Origin of the sequence: Kocuria dechangensis (assembly GCF_014636775.1) — a bacterium.
Taxonomy (GTDB): Bacteria; Actinomycetota; Actinomycetes; order Actinomycetales; family Micrococcaceae; genus Kocuria; species Kocuria dechangensis.
In genome coordinates this window covers 441,110-463,090 of the sequence record NZ_BMEQ01000001.1, presented here as the reverse complement: position 1 = coordinate 463,090, position 21,981 = coordinate 441,110, and the positions used below count along the sequence as shown (strand labels likewise).

Annotated in this window: 18 protein-coding genes; 5 read left to right on the top strand and 13 right to left on the bottom strand. The window is 74.3% G+C overall.

The features are described 5' to 3' along the window. Positions 1-26: 26 nt before the first annotated feature. The 6 genes from IEW07_RS02110 to argC are packed head-to-tail and all read right to left on the bottom strand — an operon-like array spanning position 27 to position 6,047. Positions 27-521, bottom strand: coding sequence for an arginine repressor (locus tag IEW07_RS02110; RefSeq protein ID WP_188534150.1), 495 nt, complete (start codon positions 519-521; stop codon positions 27-29). Next, on the bottom strand, positions 518-1,480 hold the full coding sequence (gene argF / locus IEW07_RS02105; protein WP_188534209.1) for an ornithine carbamoyltransferase: 963 nt from the start codon (positions 1,478-1,480) through the stop codon (positions 518-520). The genes IEW07_RS02110 and argF overlap by 4 nt, the downstream gene beginning before the upstream one ends. An 8-nt stretch (positions 1,481-1,488) precedes the next feature. Then, on the bottom strand, positions 1,489-2,808 hold the full coding sequence (locus tag IEW07_RS02100) for an acetylornithine transaminase (protein ID WP_188534149.1): 1,320 nt from the start codon (positions 2,806-2,808) through the stop codon (positions 1,489-1,491). Then, on the bottom strand, positions 2,805-3,737 hold the full coding sequence (argB, locus tag IEW07_RS02095) for an acetylglutamate kinase (protein WP_188534148.1): 933 nt from the start codon (positions 3,735-3,737) through the stop codon (positions 2,805-2,807). The genes IEW07_RS02100 and argB overlap by 4 nt, the downstream gene beginning before the upstream one ends. Positions 3,738-3,786: 49 nt before the next feature. Further along, positions 3,787-5,001, bottom strand: a complete 1,215-nt coding sequence (gene argJ, locus IEW07_RS02090) for a bifunctional glutamate N-acetyltransferase/amino-acid acetyltransferase ArgJ (RefSeq protein ID WP_188534147.1) — start codon at positions 4,999-5,001, stop codon at positions 3,787-3,789. Next, a complete protein-coding gene (argC, locus tag IEW07_RS02085) occupies positions 4,998-6,047 on the bottom strand; it encodes an N-acetyl-gamma-glutamyl-phosphate reductase (protein ID WP_188534146.1) in 1,050 nt (349 codons plus the stop codon). Before argC ends, argJ begins: the two co-directional genes overlap by 4 nt. Before the next feature lie 237 nt (positions 6,048-6,284). Between argC and IEW07_RS02080 the strand changes: the two genes are divergently transcribed. From IEW07_RS02080 to IEW07_RS02070, 3 genes are read left to right on the top strand one after another with little or no spacing between them, the layout of a single operon-like run. Further along, on the top strand, positions 6,285-7,253 hold the full coding sequence (locus IEW07_RS02080) for a quinone oxidoreductase family protein (RefSeq protein ID WP_188534145.1): 969 nt from the start codon (positions 6,285-6,287) through the stop codon (positions 7,251-7,253). Positions 7,254-7,305: 52 nt separating this feature from the next. Beyond that, a complete protein-coding gene (locus tag IEW07_RS02075) occupies positions 7,306-11,319 on the top strand; it encodes a Pls/PosA family non-ribosomal peptide synthetase (protein WP_308738206.1) in 4,014 nt (1,337 codons plus the stop codon). A gap of 44 nt (positions 11,320-11,363) precedes the next feature. Then, a complete protein-coding gene (locus tag IEW07_RS02070) occupies positions 11,364-12,704 on the top strand; it encodes a M1 family metallopeptidase (RefSeq protein WP_229741491.1) in 1,341 nt (446 codons plus the stop codon). Here the strand turns inward: IEW07_RS02070 and IEW07_RS02065 are convergent. From IEW07_RS02065 to pheS, 4 genes are all read right to left on the bottom strand, one after another. After that, on the bottom strand, positions 12,673-13,449 hold the full coding sequence (locus IEW07_RS02065; protein WP_188534144.1) for a 4'-phosphopantetheinyl transferase family protein: 777 nt from the start codon (positions 13,447-13,449) through the stop codon (positions 12,673-12,675). The two genes, IEW07_RS02070 and IEW07_RS02065, sit on opposite strands and share 32 nt — an antisense overlap. A gap of 59 nt (positions 13,450-13,508) precedes the next feature. Continuing rightward, on the bottom strand, positions 13,509-14,138 hold the full coding sequence (locus IEW07_RS02060; protein WP_188534143.1) for a hypothetical protein: 630 nt from the start codon (positions 14,136-14,138) through the stop codon (positions 13,509-13,511). A gap of 186 nt (positions 14,139-14,324) precedes the next feature. Then, positions 14,325-16,877 carry a phenylalanine--tRNA ligase subunit beta gene (pheT, locus tag IEW07_RS02055; protein ID WP_188534142.1) on the bottom strand — a complete coding sequence of 851 codons (2,553 nt, stop codon included), beginning with the start codon at positions 16,875-16,877 and terminating at the stop codon, positions 14,325-14,327. A gap of 3 nt (positions 16,878-16,880) precedes the next feature. Then, entirely contained in the window at positions 16,881-17,951 is a 1,071-nt protein-coding gene (pheS, locus tag IEW07_RS02050; protein WP_188534141.1) for a phenylalanine--tRNA ligase subunit alpha, read from the bottom strand. A gap of 177 nt (positions 17,952-18,128) precedes the next feature. On the opposite strand from pheS, the gene IEW07_RS02045 reads away from it, so the two are divergent. After that, positions 18,129-18,551, top strand: a complete 423-nt coding sequence (locus IEW07_RS02045) for an eCIS core domain-containing protein (RefSeq protein ID WP_229741490.1) — start codon at positions 18,129-18,131, stop codon at positions 18,549-18,551. A gap of 56 nt (positions 18,552-18,607) precedes the next feature. Here the strand turns inward: IEW07_RS02045 and IEW07_RS02040 are convergent, their stop codons facing one another. Then, positions 18,608-19,075, bottom strand: a complete 468-nt coding sequence (locus IEW07_RS02040) for a (deoxy)nucleoside triphosphate pyrophosphohydrolase (RefSeq protein WP_229741489.1) — start codon at positions 19,073-19,075, stop codon at positions 18,608-18,610. Positions 19,076-19,210: 135 nt separating this feature from the next. Between IEW07_RS02040 and IEW07_RS02035 the strand changes: the two genes are divergently transcribed. After that, complete coding sequence (locus IEW07_RS02035) at positions 19,211-20,299, top strand: DUF808 domain-containing protein (RefSeq protein WP_188534139.1); 1,089 nt, start codon at positions 19,211-19,213, stop codon at positions 20,297-20,299. A 15-nt stretch (positions 20,300-20,314) separates the two neighbouring features. On the opposite strand, the gene IEW07_RS02030 is transcribed toward IEW07_RS02035, so the two are convergent. Both IEW07_RS02030 and IEW07_RS02025 read right to left on the bottom strand, forming a co-directional pair. Then, positions 20,315-20,707, bottom strand: a complete 393-nt coding sequence (locus IEW07_RS02030) for a helix-turn-helix transcriptional regulator (protein WP_308738205.1) — start codon at positions 20,705-20,707, stop codon at positions 20,315-20,317. 67 nt (positions 20,708-20,774) lie between these two features. Next, complete coding sequence (locus tag IEW07_RS02025; RefSeq protein WP_188534138.1) at positions 20,775-21,818, bottom strand: TerC family protein; 1,044 nt, start codon at positions 21,816-21,818, stop codon at positions 20,775-20,777. Between the last annotated feature and the right edge of the window lie 163 nt (positions 21,819-21,981).

Below are 21,981 nucleotides of genomic sequence, written 5' to 3'. Positions count from 1 at the left end.
TCCCCGCGGCGCCGCCCGCCCGGGGCTCACTCGGCGAGCTCGAGGAACCTCCGGGCCACGGCGTCCCCGCCGTCCGGCCGCCGGCACACGACCATGATGGTGTCGTCCCCGGCGATGGTGCCCAGCACGGCCGGGATGACCGACGCGTCGATGGCGGAGGCGAAGTACTGGGCGGCCCCGGGGGGCGTGCGCAGCACCACGAGGTTGGCGCTGGCCTCGGCCGTCACGAGCAGCTCCCGGCAGAGGCTGCCCAGGCGCGCGTCGAGCGCCTCCTGGGTGATCCCGGACGCCGGGGACCGGTCGGCCCCCGCCTGCGGCACCGCGTACACGAGGGCCCCGGAGACGTCCCGGACGCGGACGGCGCCGAGCTCCACGAGGTCGCGGGAGAGGGTCGCCTGGGTGACCTGGACGCCGTCCTCGGCCAGCCGCTCGGCCAGCTCCGCCTGGGAGTGGATCGCGCCGCCGGTCACGAGAGCCACGATCCGCGCCTGCCGGGCGGTCTTCGTGGCGGGGATGCTCATGACCCGGCGCCCGCCCCGGCCGCGGCCAGGTTGTAGCGGCCGGAGCGCGCCATGAGCCAGACCAGAAGGGCCTTCTGGGCGTGCAGCCGGTTCTCGGCCTCGTCCCACACGACCGACTGCGGGCCGTCGATGACCTCCGCGGTCACCTCGGAGCCCCGGAAGGCGGGGAGGCAGTGCAGGAACAGGGCTGAGGGATCGGCCTTGGCCATGGCGGCGGCGTCCACGGCGTAGGGCCGGAAGATCTCGGCGCGGGCCTTCTTCTCGGCCTCCTGGCCCATCGACACCCACGTGTCGGTGCACACGACGTCCGTCCCGGCCAGCGCCTCGTCCGGGTCGGTGGTCACGAGCACGGACCCGCCGGTCAGCGCGGCGCGCTCCTCGGCGGCGCGCACGACCGCCGGGTCCGGCAGGTAGCCCTCCGGCCCGGCCACGCGCACGTGCATGCCCGCGGTGACCCCGCCGAGCAGGTAGGAGTTGGCCATGTTGTTGGCGGCGTCCCCGAGGTACGTGAAGGTCAGCCCCGCCGGGTCCCCCCGGTGCTCCCGCACGGTCAGCAGGTCGGCGAGGATCTGGCACGGGTGGTAGTCGTCGGAGAGCCCGTTGACGACCGGCACCGCGGAGGCGGCGGCCATCTCCTCGAGGCCCGACTGGGCGTAGGTGCGCCACACGATCGTCGAGACCATGCGCGAGAGCACCCGGGTGGTGTCCGAGACGCTCTCCTTGCCGAGCTGCGACTCCCCCGGGTTGATCACCAGCGGGTTGCCGCCGAGGTCGGCGACGCCCGTGGCGAAGGAGACGCGGGTGCGGGTCGAGGTCTTGTCGAAGACCACGGCGACGGTCTGCGGGCCGGCGTACGGGCGGTGCGCCCAGCGGTCGGCCTTGAGGGCGACGGCGAGCTCGAGCACCTCGGCCTGCTCCTGCTGGGAGAGGTCGGTGTCGACGAGGAAGTGGCGGGGCATCGGGGGGATCACGCTTCTTTCGGTGCGGTCGCGCCGGCCGGGGCGACGGCGGCGGTGGCGGAGGCCAGGATCTGGGGCAGGGCGTCGACGAAGCGGCGGGCCTGCTCCTCGGTCAGGATCAGCGGCGGGGCGAGGCGGAGGGTGGCGGGACCGGTCGCGTTGACGATGAAGCCGGCCGCGCGGGCGGCGTCGACGACGGCGGGCCCGAACGGGGCGCCCGCCCCCTCGGGCACGGCGAGGTCGGCGCCGATCAGCAGCCCGTGCTGGCGCACCTCGCCGACGCCCGCGGTGCCGCGCAGCCCGTCCGCGAGGACGGCGCCCACGGTGCTCGCGTGCTGGAGCAGGCCCTCCTCCTCGATCACGGCGATGGTGGCGAGCCCGGCCGCGGTGGCGGGCGGGTTGCCGCCGAAGGTCGTGCCGTGCTGGCCCGCGGTGAGCAGCCCGGAGACCTCCGCGCCGACGGTGAGCATGGCGCCGACGGGGAAGCCGCCGCCCAGGCCCTTGGCCAGGGTGATGGCGTCGGGCAGGTCGTCCCCGCTGAGCTCGGCCGCGGAGGCGAACCAGCGGCCGGTGCGGCCCATGCCGGTCTGCACCTCGTCGACGACCAGCAGGGCGCCGTGCTCGCGGGTCAGCTGCCGGGCCCGGCGCAGGAAGCCCTCGGGCAGGGCGTGCACCCCGGCCTCGCCCTGCACCGGCTCCACCACCAGGGCCGCCACCGTGCCGTCGAGGTGCTCCTCGAGGGCCTCCAGCGTGGCGGGGATGTGCCGGACCCCGGCGGGCAGCGGCTCGAACGGGGTGCGGTAGGCCTCCTTGGCGGTCAGGGCGAGCGCGCCCATGGTGCGGCCGTGGAAGGCGGACTCCAGCGCCAGGACTGTGGTGCGCGGCGTCCCGTCGGGGCCGGGGCGCTCGTGGCCGTTGCGGCGGGCGAGCTTGAACGCGGCCTCGTTGGCCTCGGTGCCGGAGTTCGCGAAGAACACGTGGGAGCCGTCGGGTGCGCCCGCGAGCGCCAGCAGCTTCTCGGCGAGCGCGATCTGCTGGGGCGAGGTGAAGAAGTTGGAGATGTGCCCCAGGGTGGCCAGCTGGCGGCTCACGGCCTCGACCCAGCGGGGGTGCGCATGGCCCAGGGCGTTGACGGCGATGCCGGCGAGGAGGTCGAGGTAGTCCTTGCCGTCGGCGTCGGTGACCACGGCGCCCCGGCCGTGGGTGAGCACGAGCGAGGGGCTGCCGAAGACGCCGAGCAGGGACTCGGAGTACTCCTCCAGCAGGTCGGCCTGCGCCGGCCGGTCCCCGGTGGTGCCCGTCGGTGCGCTGTGCGTGGTGTCGGTCATGAGGAGGCTCCGTCGTCGTCGGGGGTGAGCTGAGTGCCGATGCCGGTGTCGGTGAAGATCTCGAGCAGGCAGGTGTGCGCACTGCGCCCGTCCACCACGGACGCGCGGCGCACGCCGCCCTCGACGGCGCGCAGGGCGGCGGTCATCTTCGGGATCATCCCGGACTCCAGCCGCGGGAGCATCTCGCGCAGCTCGGAGGCCGTGAGCGAGGAGATGAGGGAGTCCTTGTCCGGCCAGTTCGCGTAGAGCCCCTCGACGTCGGTGAGGGCCACGAACTTCTCGGCGCCCAGGGCCACCGCGACCTCCGCGGCGGCGGTGTCCGCGTTGACGTTGAGGATCTCCCCGGTGATCCGCCCGTGCTCGTCGACCTCCGGGGCCACGGAGGAGATGACGGGGATGCGGCCGGCGTCCATGAGCTGGGTGATCGGCTCCGCGTTGACCGAGACGACCTCCCCCACCCAGCCGAGGTCCACCTCGACCCCGTCGACCACCGTCCCCGTGCGGACGGCGTTGAACAGGGAGGCGTCCTCGCCGGAGAGGCCCACGGCGTAGGGGCCCGTGGCGTTGAGCAGGTGCACGAGCTCGCGCTGGACCTGGCCGGTGAGCACCATGCGGATCGCGTCGATGGCCTCCTTGGAGGTGACGCGCAGCCCGCCGCGGAACTCGGAGCCGATGCCGAGGCGCCCCAGCATGCTGGTGATCTGCGGGCCGCCGCCGTGCACGACGACGGGCCTGATGCCCACGTGGCGCAGGAACACCATGTCCTCGGCGAAGGCCCGGCGCAGCGGCTCGGAGACCATGGCGTTGCCGCCGTACTTGAAGACCATCACGGACCCGGCGAAACGCTGGATCCAGGGCAGAGCCTCCATGAGGGTGCCCGCCTTGAGCTGGGCGGTCTCGAAACGGGTGGCGTCACTGGGGTGGGGCATGGCTCTCCTGGGCCGTCCGGGCGGGGGCGGCGGTCGGTCGGGTCGGGGGTCAGCTCGAGTACGCGCTGTTCTCCTCGACGTAGTCGTGGGTGAGGTCGTTGGTCCACACGGTGGCGTCCGCGTCACCGGCCTTGAGGTCGATGAGCACGGTCACCTTCCGGTCCGCGGCGAGGTCCACGCCCTCGCGGGGGTCGCCGATCATGCCGTTGCGGCAGACCATGACCCCGTTGATGGTGACGTCGAGCCTGTCGGCGTCGAACCTGGCGTCCGTGGTGCCGACGGCGGAGAGCACCCGCCCCCAGTTGGGGTCGTTGCCGAAGATCGCGGTCTTGAAGAGGTTGGAGCGGGCCACGGTGCGGCTGACGTCCTCGGCCTGCTTCTCCGTCTGGGCGTTGACCGTGGTGATCTCGATGTCGTGGGAGGCGCCCTCGGCGTCCGTGATGAGCTGCTGGGCCAGGGAGTGGCAGACCGCCGTGACCGCCTGGCTGAACTCGAACTCGTCCGGCTTGATCCCGGAGGCCCCGGAGCCGAGCAGCACCACGGTGTCGTTCGTGGACATGCAGCCGTCGGAGTCGGTGCGGTTGAAGGTGAGCTTCACGGCGTCGTCGAGCGCCCACTGCAGGGCGTCCGAGGACATGTCGGCGTCGGTGGTCAGCACCACGAGCATCGTGGCCAGGCCCGGAGCCAGCATGCCCGCGCCCTTGGCCATGCCGCCGACGGTCCAGCCGTCGCGGACGTAGGACGCCTGCTTGGCCACGGTGTCCGTGGTCATGATCGCCTGCGCCGCGGCGGCGCCCGCGGCGTCGTCGTCGGCCAGGGCCCGGACCACGGCGGGGATCCCGCGCTCCATGACGTCCATCGGCAGCTGGACGCCGATCAGCCCGGTGGAGCACACGACCACGTCACCCGCCCCGATGCCGAGGGCCTCGCCCACGAGCTCCGCGGTGCGGTGCGCGGCCTGGAACCCCTGGGGGCCGGTGCACGCGTTGGCGCCGCCGGAGTTGAGGACCACCGCGGCGGCCCGGCCGTCGGCGGTGGTGGCCTTCGACCACTGGACCGGGGCGGCGCTCACGCGGTTGGTGGTGTAGACCGCGGCCACCGCGTGGTGGGGGCCCTCGTTGGCCACGAGGGCGAGGTCGGGCGTGCCCGACGCCTTGAAGCCCGCGGTGGTGGCGCCGGCGACGAAGCCGCGGGGCGCGGTGACGCCGCGGCCGGTGTCGACCGTCAGGGTCCCGGCGGGGTTCTGGGACGGGTAGGTTCTCACGGGGCGACTCCTTGCAGGGGCAGGCCGGTGTCCTCCGGCAGGCCGAGGGCGAGGTTCAGGGACTGGACGGCACCGCCGGCGGTGCCCTTGACGAGGTTGTCGATCACGCAGGTGACGACCACCCGGCCGGCGTGCGGGTCGAGGACCAGCTGCAGCTGGGCGTGGTTGGAGCCGGCGACCGACTTCGTGGCGGGCCACTGCCCCTCGGGCAGGACGGTGACGAACTGCTCGGCCGCGTAGGCCTGCTCCCACGCCTCGCGCAGCTGCGCGGCGGTGACGCCCTCGGCGACGCGCGCCGTGGCGGTCGTGAGGATGCCGCGGGGCATGGGGGCCAGGGTCGGGGTGAAGGAGATCTGCACGGGCTCCCCCGCCGCCTTCGCGAGGCCCTGCTCGATCTCCGGGGTGTGCCGGTGGGCGCCGCCGACGCCGTACGGGGACATGGAGCCCATGACCTCCGAGCCCAGCAGGTGCGGCTTGACGGCCTTGCCCGCGCCCGAGGTCCCGGACGCGGCGACGATCACCACGTCCTGCGGCTCGAGCAGCCCGGCGGCGAAGCCCGGAGCCAGGGCCAGCAGGGCGCTGGTCGGGTAGCAGCCGGGCACGGCGATGCGCGTGGCGCCCCGCAGCTGCTCGCGCTGGCGGGTGCCCGAGGAGTCCACGAGGAGCTCGGGCAGGCCGTAGGGCCACGTCCCGGCGTGCTCGGAGCCGTAGAACTGGTTCCACGCCTCGGCGGAGTCCAGGCGGTGGTCCGCGCCGGCGTCGATCACCACGGTCTCCGGCGGGAGCTGCGCCGCGATCTCCGCGGAGGCCCCGTGCGGCAGGGCCAGGAAGACGACGTCGTGGCCGGCCAGGTTCTCGACCGTGGTGTCCACGAGCACGCGGTCGGCCAGGGAGTGCAGGTGCGGCTGGAGCTCCCCGAGCCGCTGGCCCGCGTTGGAGTGGGCCCCCACCGCCCCGATCTCGATCTGCGGGTGCCCGGCGAGGATCCGCAGGACCTCTCCGCCGGCGTACCCGGAGGCACCGGAAACTGCTGCGCTGAACGTCATACTCACCACTTTAGCTCAAAGTTATGCAGAGCAATCAATATTTATGCACCATGTCCGGCGGCGGCCGTGCCGGCCGGGACCGTGGCGCTGGAGCGGGACCGTGGCGCTGGACCGGGTCCGGGGGCGCGGCCTCGCCCGGCTCGCCGCCCCGTGGGCCCGGGCGCCTCCCGGGCGTGCGGGCGGGACTGTGCCTACGATGGGCCCGAGTCCCGCCCGCGAGCACAGGAGGTACCCGTCATGGTCCGTTGCGTCATGGTCGAGCAGGCCGGAGGCCCCGAGGTGCTGACCCTCGGCGAGCGCCCCGACCCGGAGCCGGGAGCGCGCCAGCTGCTGGTCGAGACCCGCGCCGCCGGGGTGAACTTCATCGAGGTCTACCAGCGCGAGGGCGTTTACCCCGTGGAGCACCCCTTCACCCCGGGCTCGGAGGGCATGGGCGTCGTCGTGGCCGTCGGCTCCGAGGTGGAGGGCTTCTCCCCCGGCGACCGGATCACCACCTCGCAGGCCTCCCGCACCTACGCCGACACGTTCCTCGTGGACGCCGAGAAGGCCCTGCGCGTGCCGGCCGGGATCCCCGACGAGACCGCGGCCGCGATCCCGCTGCAGGGGCTCACGGCCCACTACCTGGTCCGCTCCACCTTCCCCGTCAAGGAGGGCGACGTCGCCGTGATCACCGCCGGCGCGGGCGGGGTCGGCGGCCTGGCGGTCCAGCTGCTCAAGCGGCAGGGCGCGACCGTCATCGCCCTGGTCGGCTCCCAGGACAAGGCCGAGACCGCGCGCTCGCTGGGCGCCGACTTCGCCCTGGTGGGGTACGAGGGCTTCGCCGAGCACGTCCGGGAGCTGTCGGGCGGGCGCGGGGCGGACGTCGTGTACGACTCCGTGGGCAAGGACACCTTCGACGAGTCCCTCACGGCCCTGCGCAAGCGCGGGACGCTCGTCCTCTTCGGCGGCTCCTCCGGCCAGGTGCCGCCCTTCGACCTGCAGCGGCTGGCCCAGAACGGGTCCCTGTACGTCACCCGCCCCACCCTCAACGACTACCTGCTCGACGAGGAGGAGCGGAGCTGGCGCTCGGGGGAGCTCTTCGACGCCGTGCTCGACGGCTCGCTGACCGTCCGGGTCGCCGAGACGTTCCCGCTGGCCGAGGCCCGGCGCGCGCACGAGGTGCTGGAGGGCCGCACGGCCCAGGGGAAGCTCCTGCTCGTCCCGTGAGGGCGCTCACACGCGGCGGGAGGGGCCGGGTGGGGAAGGAGACAATGAGCGGGTGACCAACGACGTTCTGCCCTCCACCCCTGCCCGCGCGCCCTCCGCCGTGCACCTCCCCCAGCTGCCCGGCGCCGCCTCCTGCCCCCCGGAGCGCACGCTGGTGGAGCTGCTCCTCGCCACCGCCGAGGAGCACCCGGACGCGCCCGCGCTCGACGACGGCGAGCGCTCCCTCAGCTACACCGAACTGCTGGCGGAGGTGCGGGCCGTGGGCCGGCGCCTGACCGCGGCCGGTCTCGGCGCGGGCGACAGGATCGGGGTGCGGGTGGCCTCCGGCACGGCCGAGCTCTACATCGGCATCCTCGGCGTCCTGCTCGTGGGCGCCGGCTACGTGCCCGTGGACGCCGACGACCCCGAGAAGCGCGCCCGGCTGGTGTTCGGCGAGGCGGACGTCGCCGGGACCATCGGCGCGGGCGGGTCGATCACCGTGGCGCCGGCCCGGGAGGGGTCCGGTCCCCACCCGGCGCCGCGGATGCCCACCCTGGACGACGACGCCTGGATCATCTTCACCTCCGGGTCGACCGGCAGGCCGAAGGGCGTGGCGGTCTCCCACCGCTCGGCGGCCGCCTTCGTGGACGCCGAGGCGCGGCTGTTCCTGCAGGACGACCCGATCGGGCCGCAGGACCGTGTCCTGGCGGGGCTGTCGGTGGCCTTCGACGCCTCCTGCGAGGAGATGTGGCTCGCGTGGCGCCACGGGGCCTGCCTGGTCCCCGCCCCCCGGTCCCTCGTGCGCTCCGGCACCGACCTGGGCCCGTGGCTCGAGACCCGCGGGATCACCGTCGTCTCGACCGTCCCCACCCTCGCGGCCATGTGGCCGGCGACCGCCCTGGACTCCGTCCGGCTGCTCATCTTCGGCGGCGAGGCCTGCCCTCCCGAGCTCGTGAACCGCCTGGCCGACGGCAGCCGGGAGCTGTGGAACACCTACGGGCCCACCGAGGCGACCGTCGTGGCCTGCGCCGCGCAGATGCACGCCGGCGTCCCGGTCACCATCGGCCTCCCCCTGGACGGCTGGGACCTCGCCGTCGTCGACGCGGAGGGAATCCCCGTGCCCGAGGGCGGGACGGGCGAGCTGATCATCGGCGGCGTCGGCCTGGCCCGCTACCTCGACCCCGCCAAGGACGCGGAGAAGTACGCCCCCATGCCCACCCTCGGCTGGGACCGCGCCTACCGCTCGGGGGACCTCGTGACCTACGACCCGGCGGGGCTGCTGTTCGTGGGCCGGGCCGACGAACAGGTCAAGCTCGGGGGCCGGCGGATCGAGCTGGGCGAGGTGGACGCGGCCCTGCAGGCCCTGCCCGGCGTCCAGGGGGCGGCCGCCGCCGTCCAGGAGACCGCCGCCGGCAACCAGGTCCTCGTCGGCTACCTGGTCCCCGAGGGCGCGCTGCGGGGCGCGGCCCCGGAGGAGCTGCCCACCTTCGACACCGCGGCCGCACGGGCCCGCCTGGCCGACGTCCTCCCTGCGGCGCTGATCCCGCTGCTGGCGGTGACCGACGACCTCCCCACCAGGACCAGCGGCAAGGTGGACCGCAAGGCCCTGCCCTGGCCCCTCCCCGGGGCGGGCGCGGACGACGCCGCGGTGGACCTCAGCGGCACCGACGAGGAGGACCGCTGGATCCTCGAGCAGTGGAGCGCGGTCCTGGGGGTGGGCGCGGTGGGTCTGGACGCCGACTTCTTCGCGTCCGGCGGCGGGTCGCTGGCCGCCGCCCAGCTCGTCTCCGTGCTGCGGCAGAAGTACCCCACGGTCACCGTCTCGGATGTCTACGCCCACCCCCGGGTGGGCTCGCTGATCGAGATGGTCCGCCGCGACGCCCCCAAGTCCCGGGCCGCCGCCCACTCCATGGACGAGCGCTCCGTGCGCCGCACCGCCCGCCGGTCCCAGGTCTTCCAGACCCTGATGGGCATCCCCGTGCAGGTCCTCGCCGGGATGCGCTGGCTCACGTGGCTGCTGGTGCTCAACAACGTGCTGGGGGCCATGGGCGTGCTGCCCGCCGCCCCGGTGGTCCCGTGGGGGTGGGTGCTCGCCTCGTGGCTCGTGTTCGTCAGCCCGTTCGGCCGCATGGGCGTCACCGTGCTCGCGGCCCGGACCCTGCTGCGCGGCCTGGAGCCGGGCGACTACCCCCGCTCCGGGAAGGTCCACCTCAGGCTGTGGCTCGTGGAGCAGATCGCGCAGGCCTCCCGCGCGGTGTCCCTGTCCTCCGCCCCGTGGATGCCGTACTACGCCCGCGCCCTCGGCGCGGAGATCGACCGGGACGTGGACCTGCACTCGGTCCCGCCCGTCACCGGCCTGCTGACGGTCGGGCGCGGGGCCGCCGTCGAGCCCGAGGTGGACCTCTCCGGCTGGTGGATCGACGGCGATGTCCTGCACGTCGGCTCGATCGAGATCGGGGCGGGCGCGGTCGTGGGCACCCGCTCCACCCTCATGCCCGGGACCCGGATCGGGCGCGACGCCCGCGTCGAGGCCGGCTCCGCGGTGCTCGGGAAGGTCAAGGAGGGCGTGCGCGTCGCGGGCTCCCCCGCCGAGCGCACGGGCAAGGCCCGGATCCACTGGCCCCAGGAGCCGCTCCTCCGCTCCCGCCTGTGGGCCTCCGTGTACGGCGTCGCCTCCGCGGCGCTCGCGGGCATCCCCTACGTGGCCGCCCTGGTCGCCGCGACGGTCCTGGCCCTGCTGCTGCGCCCGCGGATCGGGTCGGACACGACCCTCGGCGAGCTGCTCGCCGACGGCACGCTGCTGTGGGCCGTGCCCGTGGCGGCGCTGGTATGGTTCTTCGCCTGCGCCCTGCTGGTGCTGCTGGCCGTCCGGGGGCTCGGGCGGGGCATCACCGCCGGGTACCACCCGGTCCGGTCCGCGGTCGGCTGGCGGATCTGGGCCACCGAGCGGGTCATGGACATGGCCCGCGACCTGCTCTTCCCCCTCTACGCCGGGCTCGTCACGCCCGTCTGGATGCGCCTGCTCGGCGCGAGGGTCGGCCGGGACGTGGAGATCTCCACCGCGGTGCTCATCCCCTGCATGACCACCATCGGGGACGGCGCCTTCCTCGCGGACGACACCATGGTCGCCCCGTACGAGCTCGGCGGCGGGTGGATGCGCGTCGGCCCCGTCAAGATCGGCAAGCGCTCGTTCCTCGGCAACTCGGGCATCGCCGCCGCGGGCCGCCGGGTCCGCAAGGACTCCCTCGTGGCCGTCCTGTCCTCGGCGCCCGACAGGGCGAAGTCCGGCTCCTCGTGGCTGGGCTCCCCGCCCATCCGGCTGCGCCGCACCGTGGTCGAGGCGGACCACGCGCTGACGTACGCGCCGCCCGCGCGATTGAAGGTCCTGCGGGGCGCCGTCGAGACGCTGCGGCTGCTGTCCGTCGTGGCGTCCACGGCCCTGGTCTTCCTGGTGGTGCTGGCCCTGGACGAGATCGTCGCCCGCTCGGGCTACTGGCTCGCGGCGCTGCTCTCCGGGGCGGTCCTCATGGGGGCGGGCTTCCTCGCGGCGCTGCTGTCCGTGCTCGCCAAGTGGGCCCTCGTGGGCCGGGTCCGGCCGGGCGAGCACCCGCTGTGGAGCTCCTTCATCTGGCGCAACGAGCTCCAGGACACGTTCGTGGAGCTCGTCGCCGCCCCCTGGTTCGCCCACGCCGCCTCCGGCACCCCGGCCCTCGTCTGGTACCTGCGCGCCCTGGGCGCCAGGATCGGCCACGGCGTGTGGTGCGAGACCTACTGGCTGCCCGAGGCGGACCTGGTGACCCTGGGGCACGCCTCCACCGTGAATCGGGGCACCGTGCTCCAGACCCACCTGTTCCACGACCGGATCATGTCCCTGGACACCGTGGAGCTCGAGGCGGGGGCGACCATGGGCCCGCACGGGGTGATCCTGCCCGCCGCCAGCGTGGGGGCCTCGGCCACCGTCGGGCCCGCGTCCCTGGTGATGCGCGGGGAGTCCGTGCCCGCGGCCTCGTACTGGACCGGGAACCCGGTCCGGCCCTGGTCCCGCAACGTCCCCGACCCGCACACCGGCGCGCCCCGCAGCCGGTGAGGGGCGCCGTCCCCGCCACCCCCACCTCCCCCGAAAGGCCCCGCGTGCCCTCCACCACCTCCGTCCTGGATCCGTACACCCCGTCGTCCGGGACCCCGGACGTCGACGTGCACCGCTACGAGCTGGAGCTGGACTACCGGATGGAGAGCAACAGGCTGGACGGGGAGGCCCTGCTGCGCTGCAGGGCCCGCGTTCCCGTCACCCGGCTCGAACTGGACCTCACCGGCCTGACGGTGGGCAAGGTCCGCGCCGTTCTCGGCGCGCAGCAGGGCGGGAAGAAGTCCGTCCGGTTCGCCCAGCGCCGTGACCGCCTGGTGGTCACGCTCCCGCGCGCGGTCGGGGCCGGGGAGGAGTTCTCGCTGCGGATCCGGTACGGGGGACACCCCGGCCCGGCCGACGGGCCCTGGGGCGAGATCGGGTGGGAGGAGCTCACCGACGGCGTCCTCGTGGCCGGCCAGCCCACGGGCGCCTCCACCTGGTTCCCCTGCAACGACCACCCCTCGCAGAAGGCGACCTACCGCTTCGAGATCTCCACCGACGCGGAGTACTACGTCCTGGCCAACGGCCGGCTCGAGTCCCGGGCCCGGCACGCGAGCCGCTGCACGTGGGTCTACCGGCTCGACGACCCCATGCCGAGCTACCTCGCCACCGTCCAGATCGGCGACTACCGGCGCACGCCGCTGGGGGACGGGCCCGTCCCCCAGTACCTGGTCCACCCGGTGGGGCGGGCCGAGGAGTGCGCCGAGGGCTTCCGCGCCCAGGGGCAGATGATGACGGCGTTCGTGGAGGCCTTCGGCCCCTACCCCTTCGAGGACTACACGGCGGTGGTGGCCGAGGACGACCTCGAGATCCCGCTCGAGGCGCTGGGCTGCTCGGTCTTCGGCCGCAACCACCTCTCGGGCTCCTGGGAGAACCAGCGGCTGATCGCCCACGAGCTGTCCCACCAGTGGTTCGGCAACTCGCTGACCGCCTCGGGCTGGGAGCACATCTGGCTGCACGAGGGCTTCGCCTGCTACGCCGAGTGGCTGTGGTCGGAGGCCTCCGGCGGGTGGTCCGCGAAGCGGCGGGCGCAGCTGGCCTGGGCGAGGCTGAAGCTCGCCCCCCAGGACATCGAGGTGGGCCGGCCCGGCCCCGAGGGCATGTTCGACGACCGCGTCTACAAGCGCGGCGCCCTCACGGTGCACGCCCTGCGGACGGCCGTGGGGGACGACGCCTTCTTCACGATGCTGCGCTCCTGGACCGGACGGCACCGGCACGGGCTGGTGAGCACCGAGCTCTTCGAGGCCCACGTGGCCGGGACCTGCCCGGACCTGCCCGGCGACGACCTCCGCGCCCTGCTCCACGACTGGCTGTTCAGCACGGCCCTCCCCGGGTTCCCCGGCTGAACGCCAGGGCCGTCGCGAACCCGTCCGCCAGTCGGGCGGCGAACGCGGCGGCCCCCTCCCCGGGGCCCGGGTCCAGCCGGTCCCAGGCCAGGACGGGCCGCCAGGGCCTCCCGCGCCGCGGCGGGACCCCGCCCGTCTCGAGGGAGCGGGGATCGGCGACCAGACCGGTGCCGGCGGCCTTGGCCAGGGCCTCCTTGGCCGACCACACGAGGGCCGCGCGGTGGCGGCGCTCCGGCAGGCTCCCGGCTGCCGCCACGTGGGCGCGCTCCGCGGCGGTGAAGAACTGCTCCGCGACCGTGTCCAGGTCCGCCCCGACCGGGGTGACGTCCACGCCCGCCGCCACCGGCCCGGGGGCCCACAGGGCGGCGACCGCGACGTCGCCCGCGGAGCTCACCGACAGCCCGAGCGGGACGCGCACGCCGTCGAGCAGGTACCCCGGACGGCCGTGGTCGCCGGCGCCGGGCTCGCCCGCGGCGGACACCGCCCCGGCGGCGGCGCGCGCAGGAGCTCCCGGGCGGGCCGCGCACGAGGGGCAGCAGTAGGCCGAGACCAGCGCCGCCGGGTCCGCGCCCACGGCCTCGGCCACGAGCCCCCGCACCCAGGTCCGGCGGGCGAGGAAGCGGCGGTGCGCGGCGGGGTCGCGGTAGCGCCGCGCCCGGGCCCGCTCGACGTCGTCCAGGAGCTGGGCCAGGCCCGGGACCCGGGCGAGGTCGGCCGCGCACAGGAGCACGTCCGGTGTCCTCACGCGGGCCTCCTCACTGCGGGGTCCTCACTGCGGGTCCTCACGCCGGGGGCTCCCCCGGGTCAGTACTGCTCGCGGTAGAGCCGGCGGGCGTACCAGACGCCGGCGCCGGCGGCGCCGAGCCCGGCCACGGCCAGCAGGGCGGCCTGCACGCGCTGCCAGAGGACGGTCCCGCCGGTGATGCCGTCGCCGAACTCGCCGGCCTCGTCCGTGGCGACCACGCGCAGCGTGCCGTCCTCGACGGCGAGCAGGGCGTCGGCCTCCTGGTGGAAGTCCTGCTCCCGGGAGCCGGTCTGCGTGCCGCGGAAGACGGTCTCCTCCCCCGCCTCCGGCACCCGGGGGTCCGCCAGGCCGGAGTCGAAGGGCTGCTGCGTGATCGCCTCGTCGGTGGGCAGGACGCCGCGGTAGACCGGGTTGTACGTCTTGGTGCGGAGGTCGTTGGTGAGGTCCTGGTACTGCCCGGAGATCACCCACGAGCGGTCGGCGTAGCCCGCGAGCCTGCGGGAGTCGTCCCAGGCGAGCGCGGCGCTGACGAGCAGCACGAGGCCCAGGATCAGGCCCAGCAGCCCCACGGCGATGGGCTTCCAGGCGATGGCCCGGCGGCCGCGCCCGTCGTCGTCCCGGCGGTCGTCGTCGTTCTCGTCGTCGAACGCGAAGAACGCGTCCGACCGGTCGGCCGTCTCCTCGGTCATGCTGAGCTCCTGGGGAAGGGGTCGGGGAAGGGGGCTCGCCCACGGGCGGCCCGGTGCCACAGTATCGGAGTTCCCGGGACGGGCCCTGGGCGCTCCGGCGCGTGACGCCCGTCTGTGGCCGGTCTCACGACGGCCGGCGGCCCGCTCCCCCTCGCGGGGGAACGGGCCGCCGTGGCGCGGGGCCGGTCAGCCGCGCAGCACGGCCCCGTGGCGCTCTGCGGCCACCGCGACGGCGGCCTCGCGCGCCGCCGAGGCCTCGTCCGCGGTGAGCGTGCGGTCCGGGGCGCGGAAGCGCAGGGCGAAGGCCACGGACTTCCTGCCCTCCTCGATGCCCGGCCCCTGGTAAACGTCGAACACGCGCACGTCCTCCAGCAGCTCCCCCGCCCCCTCCTCGAGGGCGGCGCGCAGCTGCGCGGCCGGGACGGAGGCGTCGATGACCAGGGCAACGTCCTGGGTGGCCGCCGGGTAGCCGGAGATGGGCCGCGCCTGGACCACGTCGAGCTCGGCGTCGAGGAGCGAGCTGAGGTTCAGCTCCATCGCCACCGTGCGCTCGGGCAGGTCCTGGGCCGCCACGAGCTTGGGGTGCAGCTCGCCGGCGTAGCCGACGGGGGTGCCGTCGGCCGTGGCGAGCACCGCGGTCCGGCCCGGGTGGAACGCCTGGTGGGTGCCCTGGCTGACGTCCAGCTCGACGCCGAGGACCTCGGCGGCCAGCCGGGCCGCGTCCAGCACGTCCTGCCAGTCGAACGGCCGCGGGGTCACCCAGGGGCTCTCGGCCGCGTCCTTGCCGACCAGGACCGCCGCGAGGTGGCGCGGCTGGGCGGGCAGCCCGGCCTCGAGGTCGTCGAGGACCTCCTGGGACGGGCGGGCGCCCAGCGGCGGGATGCTCGCGGAGCCCACCCGGTCGCCGGGCCGGAACACGCGCCCGATCTCGTACAGGGCGAGGTCGCGGAAGCCGCGGGAGGTGTTGCGCCGCAGCACGTCCAGCAGGCCCGGCAGCAGGGAGACGCGCAGCATGCCCTGCGCCTCGCTGATGGGGTTGGCCAGCTTCACCGACGGCACCGGGACCCCGGCCTGCGGGGCGCCCCACAGCTCGTTGTCCGCCTGGGACACGAACGGGTAGGCGAGCACCTCGGTCAGCCCGGCGGCCGCGAGCGCGTCGGCCACGCGCTTGCGGGCCTGCTGCTCGGCGGTCAGGCCGCGCCCGGGAGGGGCCACGGGCAGCCGCGACGGGATCCGGTCGTAGCCGTCGAGGCGGGCGACCTCCTCGACGAGGTCCTCCTTGGCGACGAGGTCCGGGCGCCACGTCGGCGGCACGACCCGCCAGCCGTCGTCGGTGGTCTCGACCTGCGCGCCGAGCTCGGTGAGGGTCCCCACGACCTGCTCGGGGGTGTAGTCGACGCCCACGCGGCGGCTCGGGTAGTCCCACGGCAGCTCGATGGGCGCCGGGGCCGTGGTGCGGTCCACGTCCGTCACCTCGGGGCCGGCGGTCCCGCCGGCGAGCTCGACGAGCAGCTCGACGGCGCGCTGGGCGGCGACCGGGGCGATCTGCGGGTCCACGCCGCGCTCGAAGCGCTTGGACGCCTCCGAGGGCAGCCGGTGCCGGCGGGCGGTGCGGGCGATCGAGACCTCGTCGAAGCGCGCGGCCTCCACGAGGACGTTGACGGTGGCGTCCGAGACCTCGGTGGCGGCCCCGCCCATGACCCCGGCCATGCCGATGGGCCCCGAGCCGTCGGTGATCAGCAGGTCCTCGGGGTCGAGGGTTCGCTGCTTGCCGTCCAGCGTGGTGAGGGTCTCGCCCCGGCCCGCCCGGCGCACCACGATGCCGCCGGTGAGGGCGTCGAGGTCGTAGAAGTGCAGGGGCTGGCCGAACTCGAGCATCACGTAGTTGGAGATGTCCACCGGCAGGGAGATCGAGCGGATCCCCGCCAGGCGCAGCCGCGCCGACATCCACGGGGGCGTGGGGGCGGTCGCGTCGACGCCGGTCACCGTGCGGGCGACGAAGCGGGTGCAGCCGGGGTTGCCGTGGATGGGGGCGGCGTCGTCGACCGCCACGGGGAACCCGCCCTGGGTGGGGGCGGGCACGCGGGCGGCCACGGCGTCGGCCGGGTCCGTGAAGGGCGCGTGCACGGCGTGGCAGTACTCCCGGGCCACGCCGCGCAGCGAGAAGGCGTAGCCGCGGTCCGGGGTCACGTTGATCTCCGCGGCCTCGTCGTGGAGCCCGAGCAGCTCCAGGGCATCGGAGCCGATCTCCGGGTCCAGGCCGAGGGTCGAGAGCACCAGGATGCCGTCGTGGTCCTCGCCGATGCCGAGCTCGCGCACGGAGGCGATCATGCCGGCGGAGGTGTGGCCGTAGGTCTTGCGCGCCGAGATCCTGAAGTTCCCGGGCAGGACGGCGCCGGGCAGGGTCACGACGACCTTGTCCCCGACCTCGAAGTTGTGGGCGCCGCAGATGACGCCCTGCACGCCGGAGGGGTCGATGCCCTTGCCGGTCAGCGTCTGCTCCCGGCCCTCCGGGACCACCCGGACGGTGCACCAGTTGACGGTCTTGCCGTTGGAGTGGGTCTCCGGCTCCTTGGAGAGCACCTGGCCCACCACGACCGGGCCGTGGAGCTCGTCCGCGGGCCGGTGGACGGCCTCCTCCTCGAGGCCCACCTTCACGAGGGTCGCCAGGACGTCCTCGGCGGTGGCGCCGGCCGGGACGGGGGCGTGCTCGCGCAGCCATGACAAAGGAACTCGCATGTCTTAGATCTCCATCCCGAAGTGCTCGCTGAAGCGGACGTCGCCCTCGACCATGTCGTGCATGTCCGGGACGTTGTTGCGGAACATCAGGGTCCGCTCGATGCCCATGCCGAACGCGAAGCCGGAGTAGACCTCCGGGTCGATGCCGGCCGCGCGCAGCACGTTGGGATGGACCATGCCGCAGCCGCCCCACTCGATCCACTGCGGGCCGCCCTTGGCGTTCGGGTGCCAGACGTCCAGCTCCGCCGAGGGCTCCGTGAAGGGGAAGTAGTTGGGCCGCAGCCGGATCTTCGCCTCCGGGCCGAACATCTGCCGGGCGAAGTGCTCCAGCGTGCCCTTGAGGTCCGCCATGGACAGGCCCTTGTCCACGGCGAGGCCCTCGACCTGGTGGAAGACGGGGGTGTGCGTGGCGTCGAGCTCGTCGGTGCGGTAGGTGCGGCCCGGGACGACGACGTAGACGGGCAGGTCCCGGGTCAGCAGCGTGCGCATCTGCACCGGGGAGGTGTGCGTGCGCAGCACCAGGTGCGCCTCCGGCGGGTCCACGAAGAACGTGTCCTGCAGCTCGCGGGCGGGGTGGTCCGGCTTGAAGTTCAGGGAGTCGAAGTTGTACCACTCGGACTCGACCTCGGGCCCGTCGGCGACCTCCCAGCCCATGGCCACGAAGGTCTCGCCGACCCGCTCCATGAGGTTGGTCAGCGGGTGGCGCCCGCCCAGCCGCCGGCGACGGCCCGCGGCGGTGACGTCCACGGCCTCCTCGACGAGGATCCGGGCGTCCCGCTCCTCCTCGAGGACCGCGGTGCGGGCGGCGATGGCCTTGTTGACGCGGCCGCGCGCCTGGCCCATGAGCTTGCCGGCCACGGCCTTCTGCGCCTTGTCGAGCGTGCCGATCTGCCGGTTGCCCAGCGCCAGCGGGGACTTCTCCCCGGCGTGGGCGAGCCGGACCTCCTTGAGCTCGTCCAGGTCCTTCGCGTTCTCGACGGCGGCGAGGGCCGCGTCCACGGCGGCGGCGACCGCGGCCTCGTCGGTCGGGTCGACCGCGCCGCTCGGGGCGGTCTCGGGTGGGAGTTCAGACATCAGCACTGACTTCTTCGGCTCGGGGACGGCGTGGCCCGGGCACGCTGGCGCCGCGTTCGCAGCGGGGCGTTCCACGGGGGAGCCCGGATCGGGGCGGATCACGGGCAGGTCTCAGTCTAGTGACTCGTCCCGGATACCAGGAACCGGCCGGGGCGCCGGGGACCTACCCTGGGTGCCATGCGCTCCGACCACCGCCGGGCCGTCCGCCTCCGGGCGGCGTGCAACATGGCGAACCTCTCCACGCCCCTGGGGCTGCTGGTCGCCGCCGCCACCCGCACCAGGGTGGTCCGCGGCCCGGACGGGCTGATCGTCGGCTTCGGCTACCGGCCCCGCCTGCCGAAGGCCGGGGCCTTCACCGTGGGCAACGTGGTCCTCTTCCGCGCCGGGATCGCCGACGTCGCCGCCCGCCCCCGGCTCGTGGCCCACGAGTCGCGCCACGCCACCCAGTACGCGGTGTGTCTCGGCCTGCCGTTCCTGCCCGCCTACCTCGCCGCCGCCGGGTGGTCGCTGCTGCGCTGCGGGCACCCGGCGCTGCGCAACCCGTTCGAGGTGCGGGCCGGGCTCGCCGACGGCGGCTACCGGACGCCCCGCCGCCCCTGACCGGCACCCGGTTCTCCCCGGGCGAGAGGGCGGGGGCACGAGGGCCGCGGAGGGGGTCAGCGGGCGAGCTGCTCCAGCAGCGCGTGCACGATCGGCAGGTCCGCCGGGATCCAGGGCAGCGACAGCACGGCTTCGGGGTCGCCGAGCGGGACCCACCGGACGGCGAGGTGGTCCTCGCCCGCCGCGGGCGCCGGCTGGCCCCCGGCCACCGTGCCCGTCCAGACCCGCATCGCGGCGGTGTCCTTCAGGGGCCAGCCCTGCGGGTGCGGCCCGGGCACCTCGTCCCGCAGCTCGACCCGCACGCCCAGCTCTTCGGCGCACTCCCGGACCAGGGCCTGCTCGCAGCTCTCGTCCGGTTCCTGCTTGCCCCCCGGGAACTCCCAGAGCCCCCGCAGGGCCTCAGGATAGGCCCGCTGCGCGGCGAGGAAGGACGTGGGGCGGGCGGCGTCGTCGAGCAGGGCGGCGCCGACCACCTGGGTGCGGAAGCGGGACGGGAGGCCGGTCGGGCGGGGCTGGGAGGTCACCGGTCCAGTGTGCCACCGGGCCGGTCCCGGGCGCCCGGGGTGCTCCATCCCGGACACTTGCACTTACCCTGTAACCATGCTGATCACCACTGCGGCCCTGCCCGCCCGCACCACGGTCCCCCCGGAGGTCCTCCGATGAGCGGCGGTCTGGTGGCCCTGCTCGACGACGTCGCCGCCCTGGCGCGCGTCACCGCCGCCTCCGTGGACGACATCGGTGCGGCCGCCGGCCGGGCGAGCATGAAGGCCGCGGGCGTCGTCGTCGACGACACCGCCGTGACCCCCCAGTACGTCCACGGCATCTCCCCGGCGCGGGAGCTGCCGATCATCTGGCGCATCACCAAGGGCTCGCTGCGCAACAAGCTCATCTTCATCCTCCCGGTGGCCCTGCTGCTGAGCCAGTTCGCGCCGTGGCTGCTGACCCCGATCCTCATGCTCGGCGGCAGCTACCTGTGCTTCGAGGGCGCCGAGAAGATATGGGCCAAGCTCTCCGGCCACGGGGCCAAGACGAAGACGCCGGTGGTCCAGAAGGGCAAGGAGGCCGAGGACACGATGGTGGGCGGCGCGGTGCGCACCGACCTCATCCTCTCGGCCGAGATCATGGTCATCTCCCTCAACGAGGTGGCCGAGGAGACGCTGTTCTCGCGCGCGGCCATCCTGGTGGTCGTGGCCATCGGCATCACCGTCCTGGTCTACGGCGTGGTGGCGCTGATCATCCGCATGGACGACTTCGGCCTGCACCTGGCCGAGCGGACGTCCCCGGCCGCCCAGAAGATCGGCCGCGGCCTGGTCAAGGGCATGCCCGCGCTGCTCACCGTCATCTCGGTCGTCGGCACGGCCGCCATGCTGTGGGTGGGCGGGCACATCATCCTCGTCGGGGTCGACGAGCTGGGCTGGCACGCCCCGTACGAGGCCGTGCACCACGTCGAGGTCCTCGTGCACGACGCGGTCGCCGGCGGTCTCGGCGCGGCGCTCGCCTGGCTCACGAACACCTTATTCTCCGCGGTCCTGGGCGTGCTGTGGGGCGGGGTCCTGGTGCTGGTGTGGGAGCTGCTGCCGTTCGGCAAGGGCGAGCACGAGGCCGACCACGCCGAGCACGGAGCCCACGAGGCCGCCGGCGAGCACCATGGCAAGCACTCCACGGCGGCCTCCCCGGCCCAGGACGGCACCGCCGCGTCCGACGGTCCCGCATCCCCTTCCGACGGCGGGTCCACCGCGACCCGGTGACGGCCGGGACTCCCCTCAGGACTCGCGCTTCGCCCGGGCGGACGGGTCCGGATCGAAGATGGCCAGCAGCCCGGCCACCTCGTGGGCGGCGGTGGCCGGGTGGCGGAAGTGCTGGTGCCGGTCCACGGTGTAGTGGCTGCGCCGCCCCACCCTGTGGCGGGTGAGGAAGCCGGCGGACTCGAGGTCCTTGAGAATGGCAAGGGTCGCGCGCACGGTGATCCCGACCTGGTCGGCGATCTCGGTGACCCGCGCGTCCGGGGAGCCGGCCACGGCCAGCAGGACGTGGCCGTGGTTGGTGAGCAGCGTCCACGACGGTCGCCGGGGCCCGCCGGGATCCCGCGGCCCGGGCTCGTCGTGATCGTGACGGGGCGAGGCCTCGGCGTCGTCGGGCCGGGAGCTGGAGGTCATGCCCCGGATTCTCCCCCATCGGGACCGGCTGCCGGGCTCTCGGCCCGGCCCCCGGGACCGGTCCGTGTCACCGCTCCCGCTGGTGCGGGACCGGTGAGCGATCTGCTCGGCGGCCCCAGACCGGTTCCAGGGCGCTGTCCTCCTCCTTGGTGGCGACCCGGAACGGCGGGTCGGGCAGGGTCTCCAGCGCGCGGCGGCCCTGGCCGCGGGTGGCCCGTAGGCTGAGGGCGATCGAGACGGTGATGATCGAGGCCACGACCGCCAGGGAGACCGGGGTGGGGATGTAGAAGAGGTCGATCTTCAGCAGCATCTTGAGCCCGACCCAGATCAGCACCAGGGCGAGGCCGGTCTTCAGGTGGACGAACCGGTGGATCAGGTCGGCGAGCAGGAAGTACATCGCCCGCAGCCCCAGGATCGCGAACGCGTTGGCGGTGAAGACCAGGAACACCTCGTCGGTGACGGCGAAGATCGCCGGGATCGAGTCGACGGCGAAGACGATGTCGGTGACCTCGATCAGGACCAGCACCGCCAGCAGCGGGGTGGCCAGCAGCACCCCGTCCCGGCGCACCAGCAGCTTCTGGCCGTGGTAGGCCTCGGTCATCGGCACGAACCGGCGGAAGCCGCGCAGCACCGCCGACCGCTCCGGGTCCAGGTGCTCGTCGCGCCGCCGGATCATCCGGTAGCCGGTGAACAGCAAGAACGCGGCGAAGACGTAGAGGACCCAGGAGAAGTGCTGGATCAGCAGGGCCCCGGCTGCGATGAAGATCCCGCGGAAGACCAGTGCGCCCAGCACCCCCAGGAACAGCACCCGGTGCTGGTACTGCCGCGGCACGGCGAAGTGGCTGAAGATGATCGCCCAGACGAAGACGTTGTCCACCGCCAGGGACTTCTCGATGAGATAGCCGGCGAAGTACTGCTGGCCGTACTCCGCTCCCCAGACGGCCCAGACCAGCGCGCCGAAGCCCACGCCGAAGGCGACCCACACCCCCGACCACGCCGCGGCTTCGCTGACCCCGATCACGTGGGCGTGCCGGTGGGCGAACAGGTCGACGGCCAGCATCACCACGATGAAGCCGAGCACCGCGGCCCAGATCCAGAACGGGACATCCATCACGACACCTTCCGATCGCTCCGATCGGAGGTCTCTCCCGGCCCCGGACGGGCCCGCCCGCCGGGCTCCTCACGCGGGGCCGTAGTGACGACGGAACGCTGGTGGGATACTCCCCTCCCTGTGCCAAACAGTGAAGCATTCTTCACCTGTTTGTTCAAGGGCT

Coding starts and splice junctions, on each gene's coding strand:
- IEW07_RS02025 (WP_188534138.1), bottom strand. CDS start 21,818: ATGGATGTCCCGTTCTGGATCTGGGCCGCGGTGCTCGGCTTCATCGTG.
- IEW07_RS02060 (WP_188534143.1), bottom strand. CDS start 14,138: ATGACCGAGGAGACGGCCGACCGGTCGGACGCGTTCTTCGCGTTCGAC.
- argB (WP_188534148.1), bottom strand. CDS start 3,737: ATGCCCCACCCCAGTGACGCCACCCGTTTCGAGACCGCCCAGCTCAAG.
- IEW07_RS02045 (WP_229741490.1), top strand. CDS start 18,129: ATGCGCTCCGACCACCGCCGGGCCGTCCGCCTCCGGGCGGCGTGCAAC.
- argF (WP_188534209.1), bottom strand. CDS start 1,480: ATGCCCCGCCACTTCCTCGTCGACACCGACCTCTCCCAGCAGGAGCAG.
- IEW07_RS02110 (WP_188534150.1), bottom strand. CDS start 521: ATGAGCATCCCCGCCACGAAGACCGCCCGGCAGGCGCGGATCGTGGCT.
- pheT (WP_188534142.1), bottom strand. CDS start 16,877: ATGCGAGTTCCTTTGTCATGGCTGCGCGAGCACGCCCCCGTCCCGGCC.
- pheS (WP_188534141.1), bottom strand. CDS start 17,951: ATGTCTGAACTCCCACCCGAGACCGCCCCGAGCGGCGCGGTCGACCCG.
- IEW07_RS02035 (WP_188534139.1), top strand. CDS start 19,211: ATGAGCGGCGGTCTGGTGGCCCTGCTCGACGACGTCGCCGCCCTGGCG.
- IEW07_RS02030 (WP_308738205.1), bottom strand. CDS start 20,707: ATGACCTCCAGCTCCCGGCCCGACGACGCCGAGGCCTCGCCCCGTCAC.
- IEW07_RS02100 (WP_188534149.1), bottom strand. CDS start 2,808: ATGACCGACACCACGCACAGCGCACCGACGGGCACCACCGGGGACCGG.
- IEW07_RS02080 (WP_188534145.1), top strand. CDS start 6,285: ATGGTCCGTTGCGTCATGGTCGAGCAGGCCGGAGGCCCCGAGGTGCTG.
- argC (WP_188534146.1), bottom strand. CDS start 6,047: ATGACGTTCAGCGCAGCAGTTTCCGGTGCCTCCGGGTACGCCGGCGGA.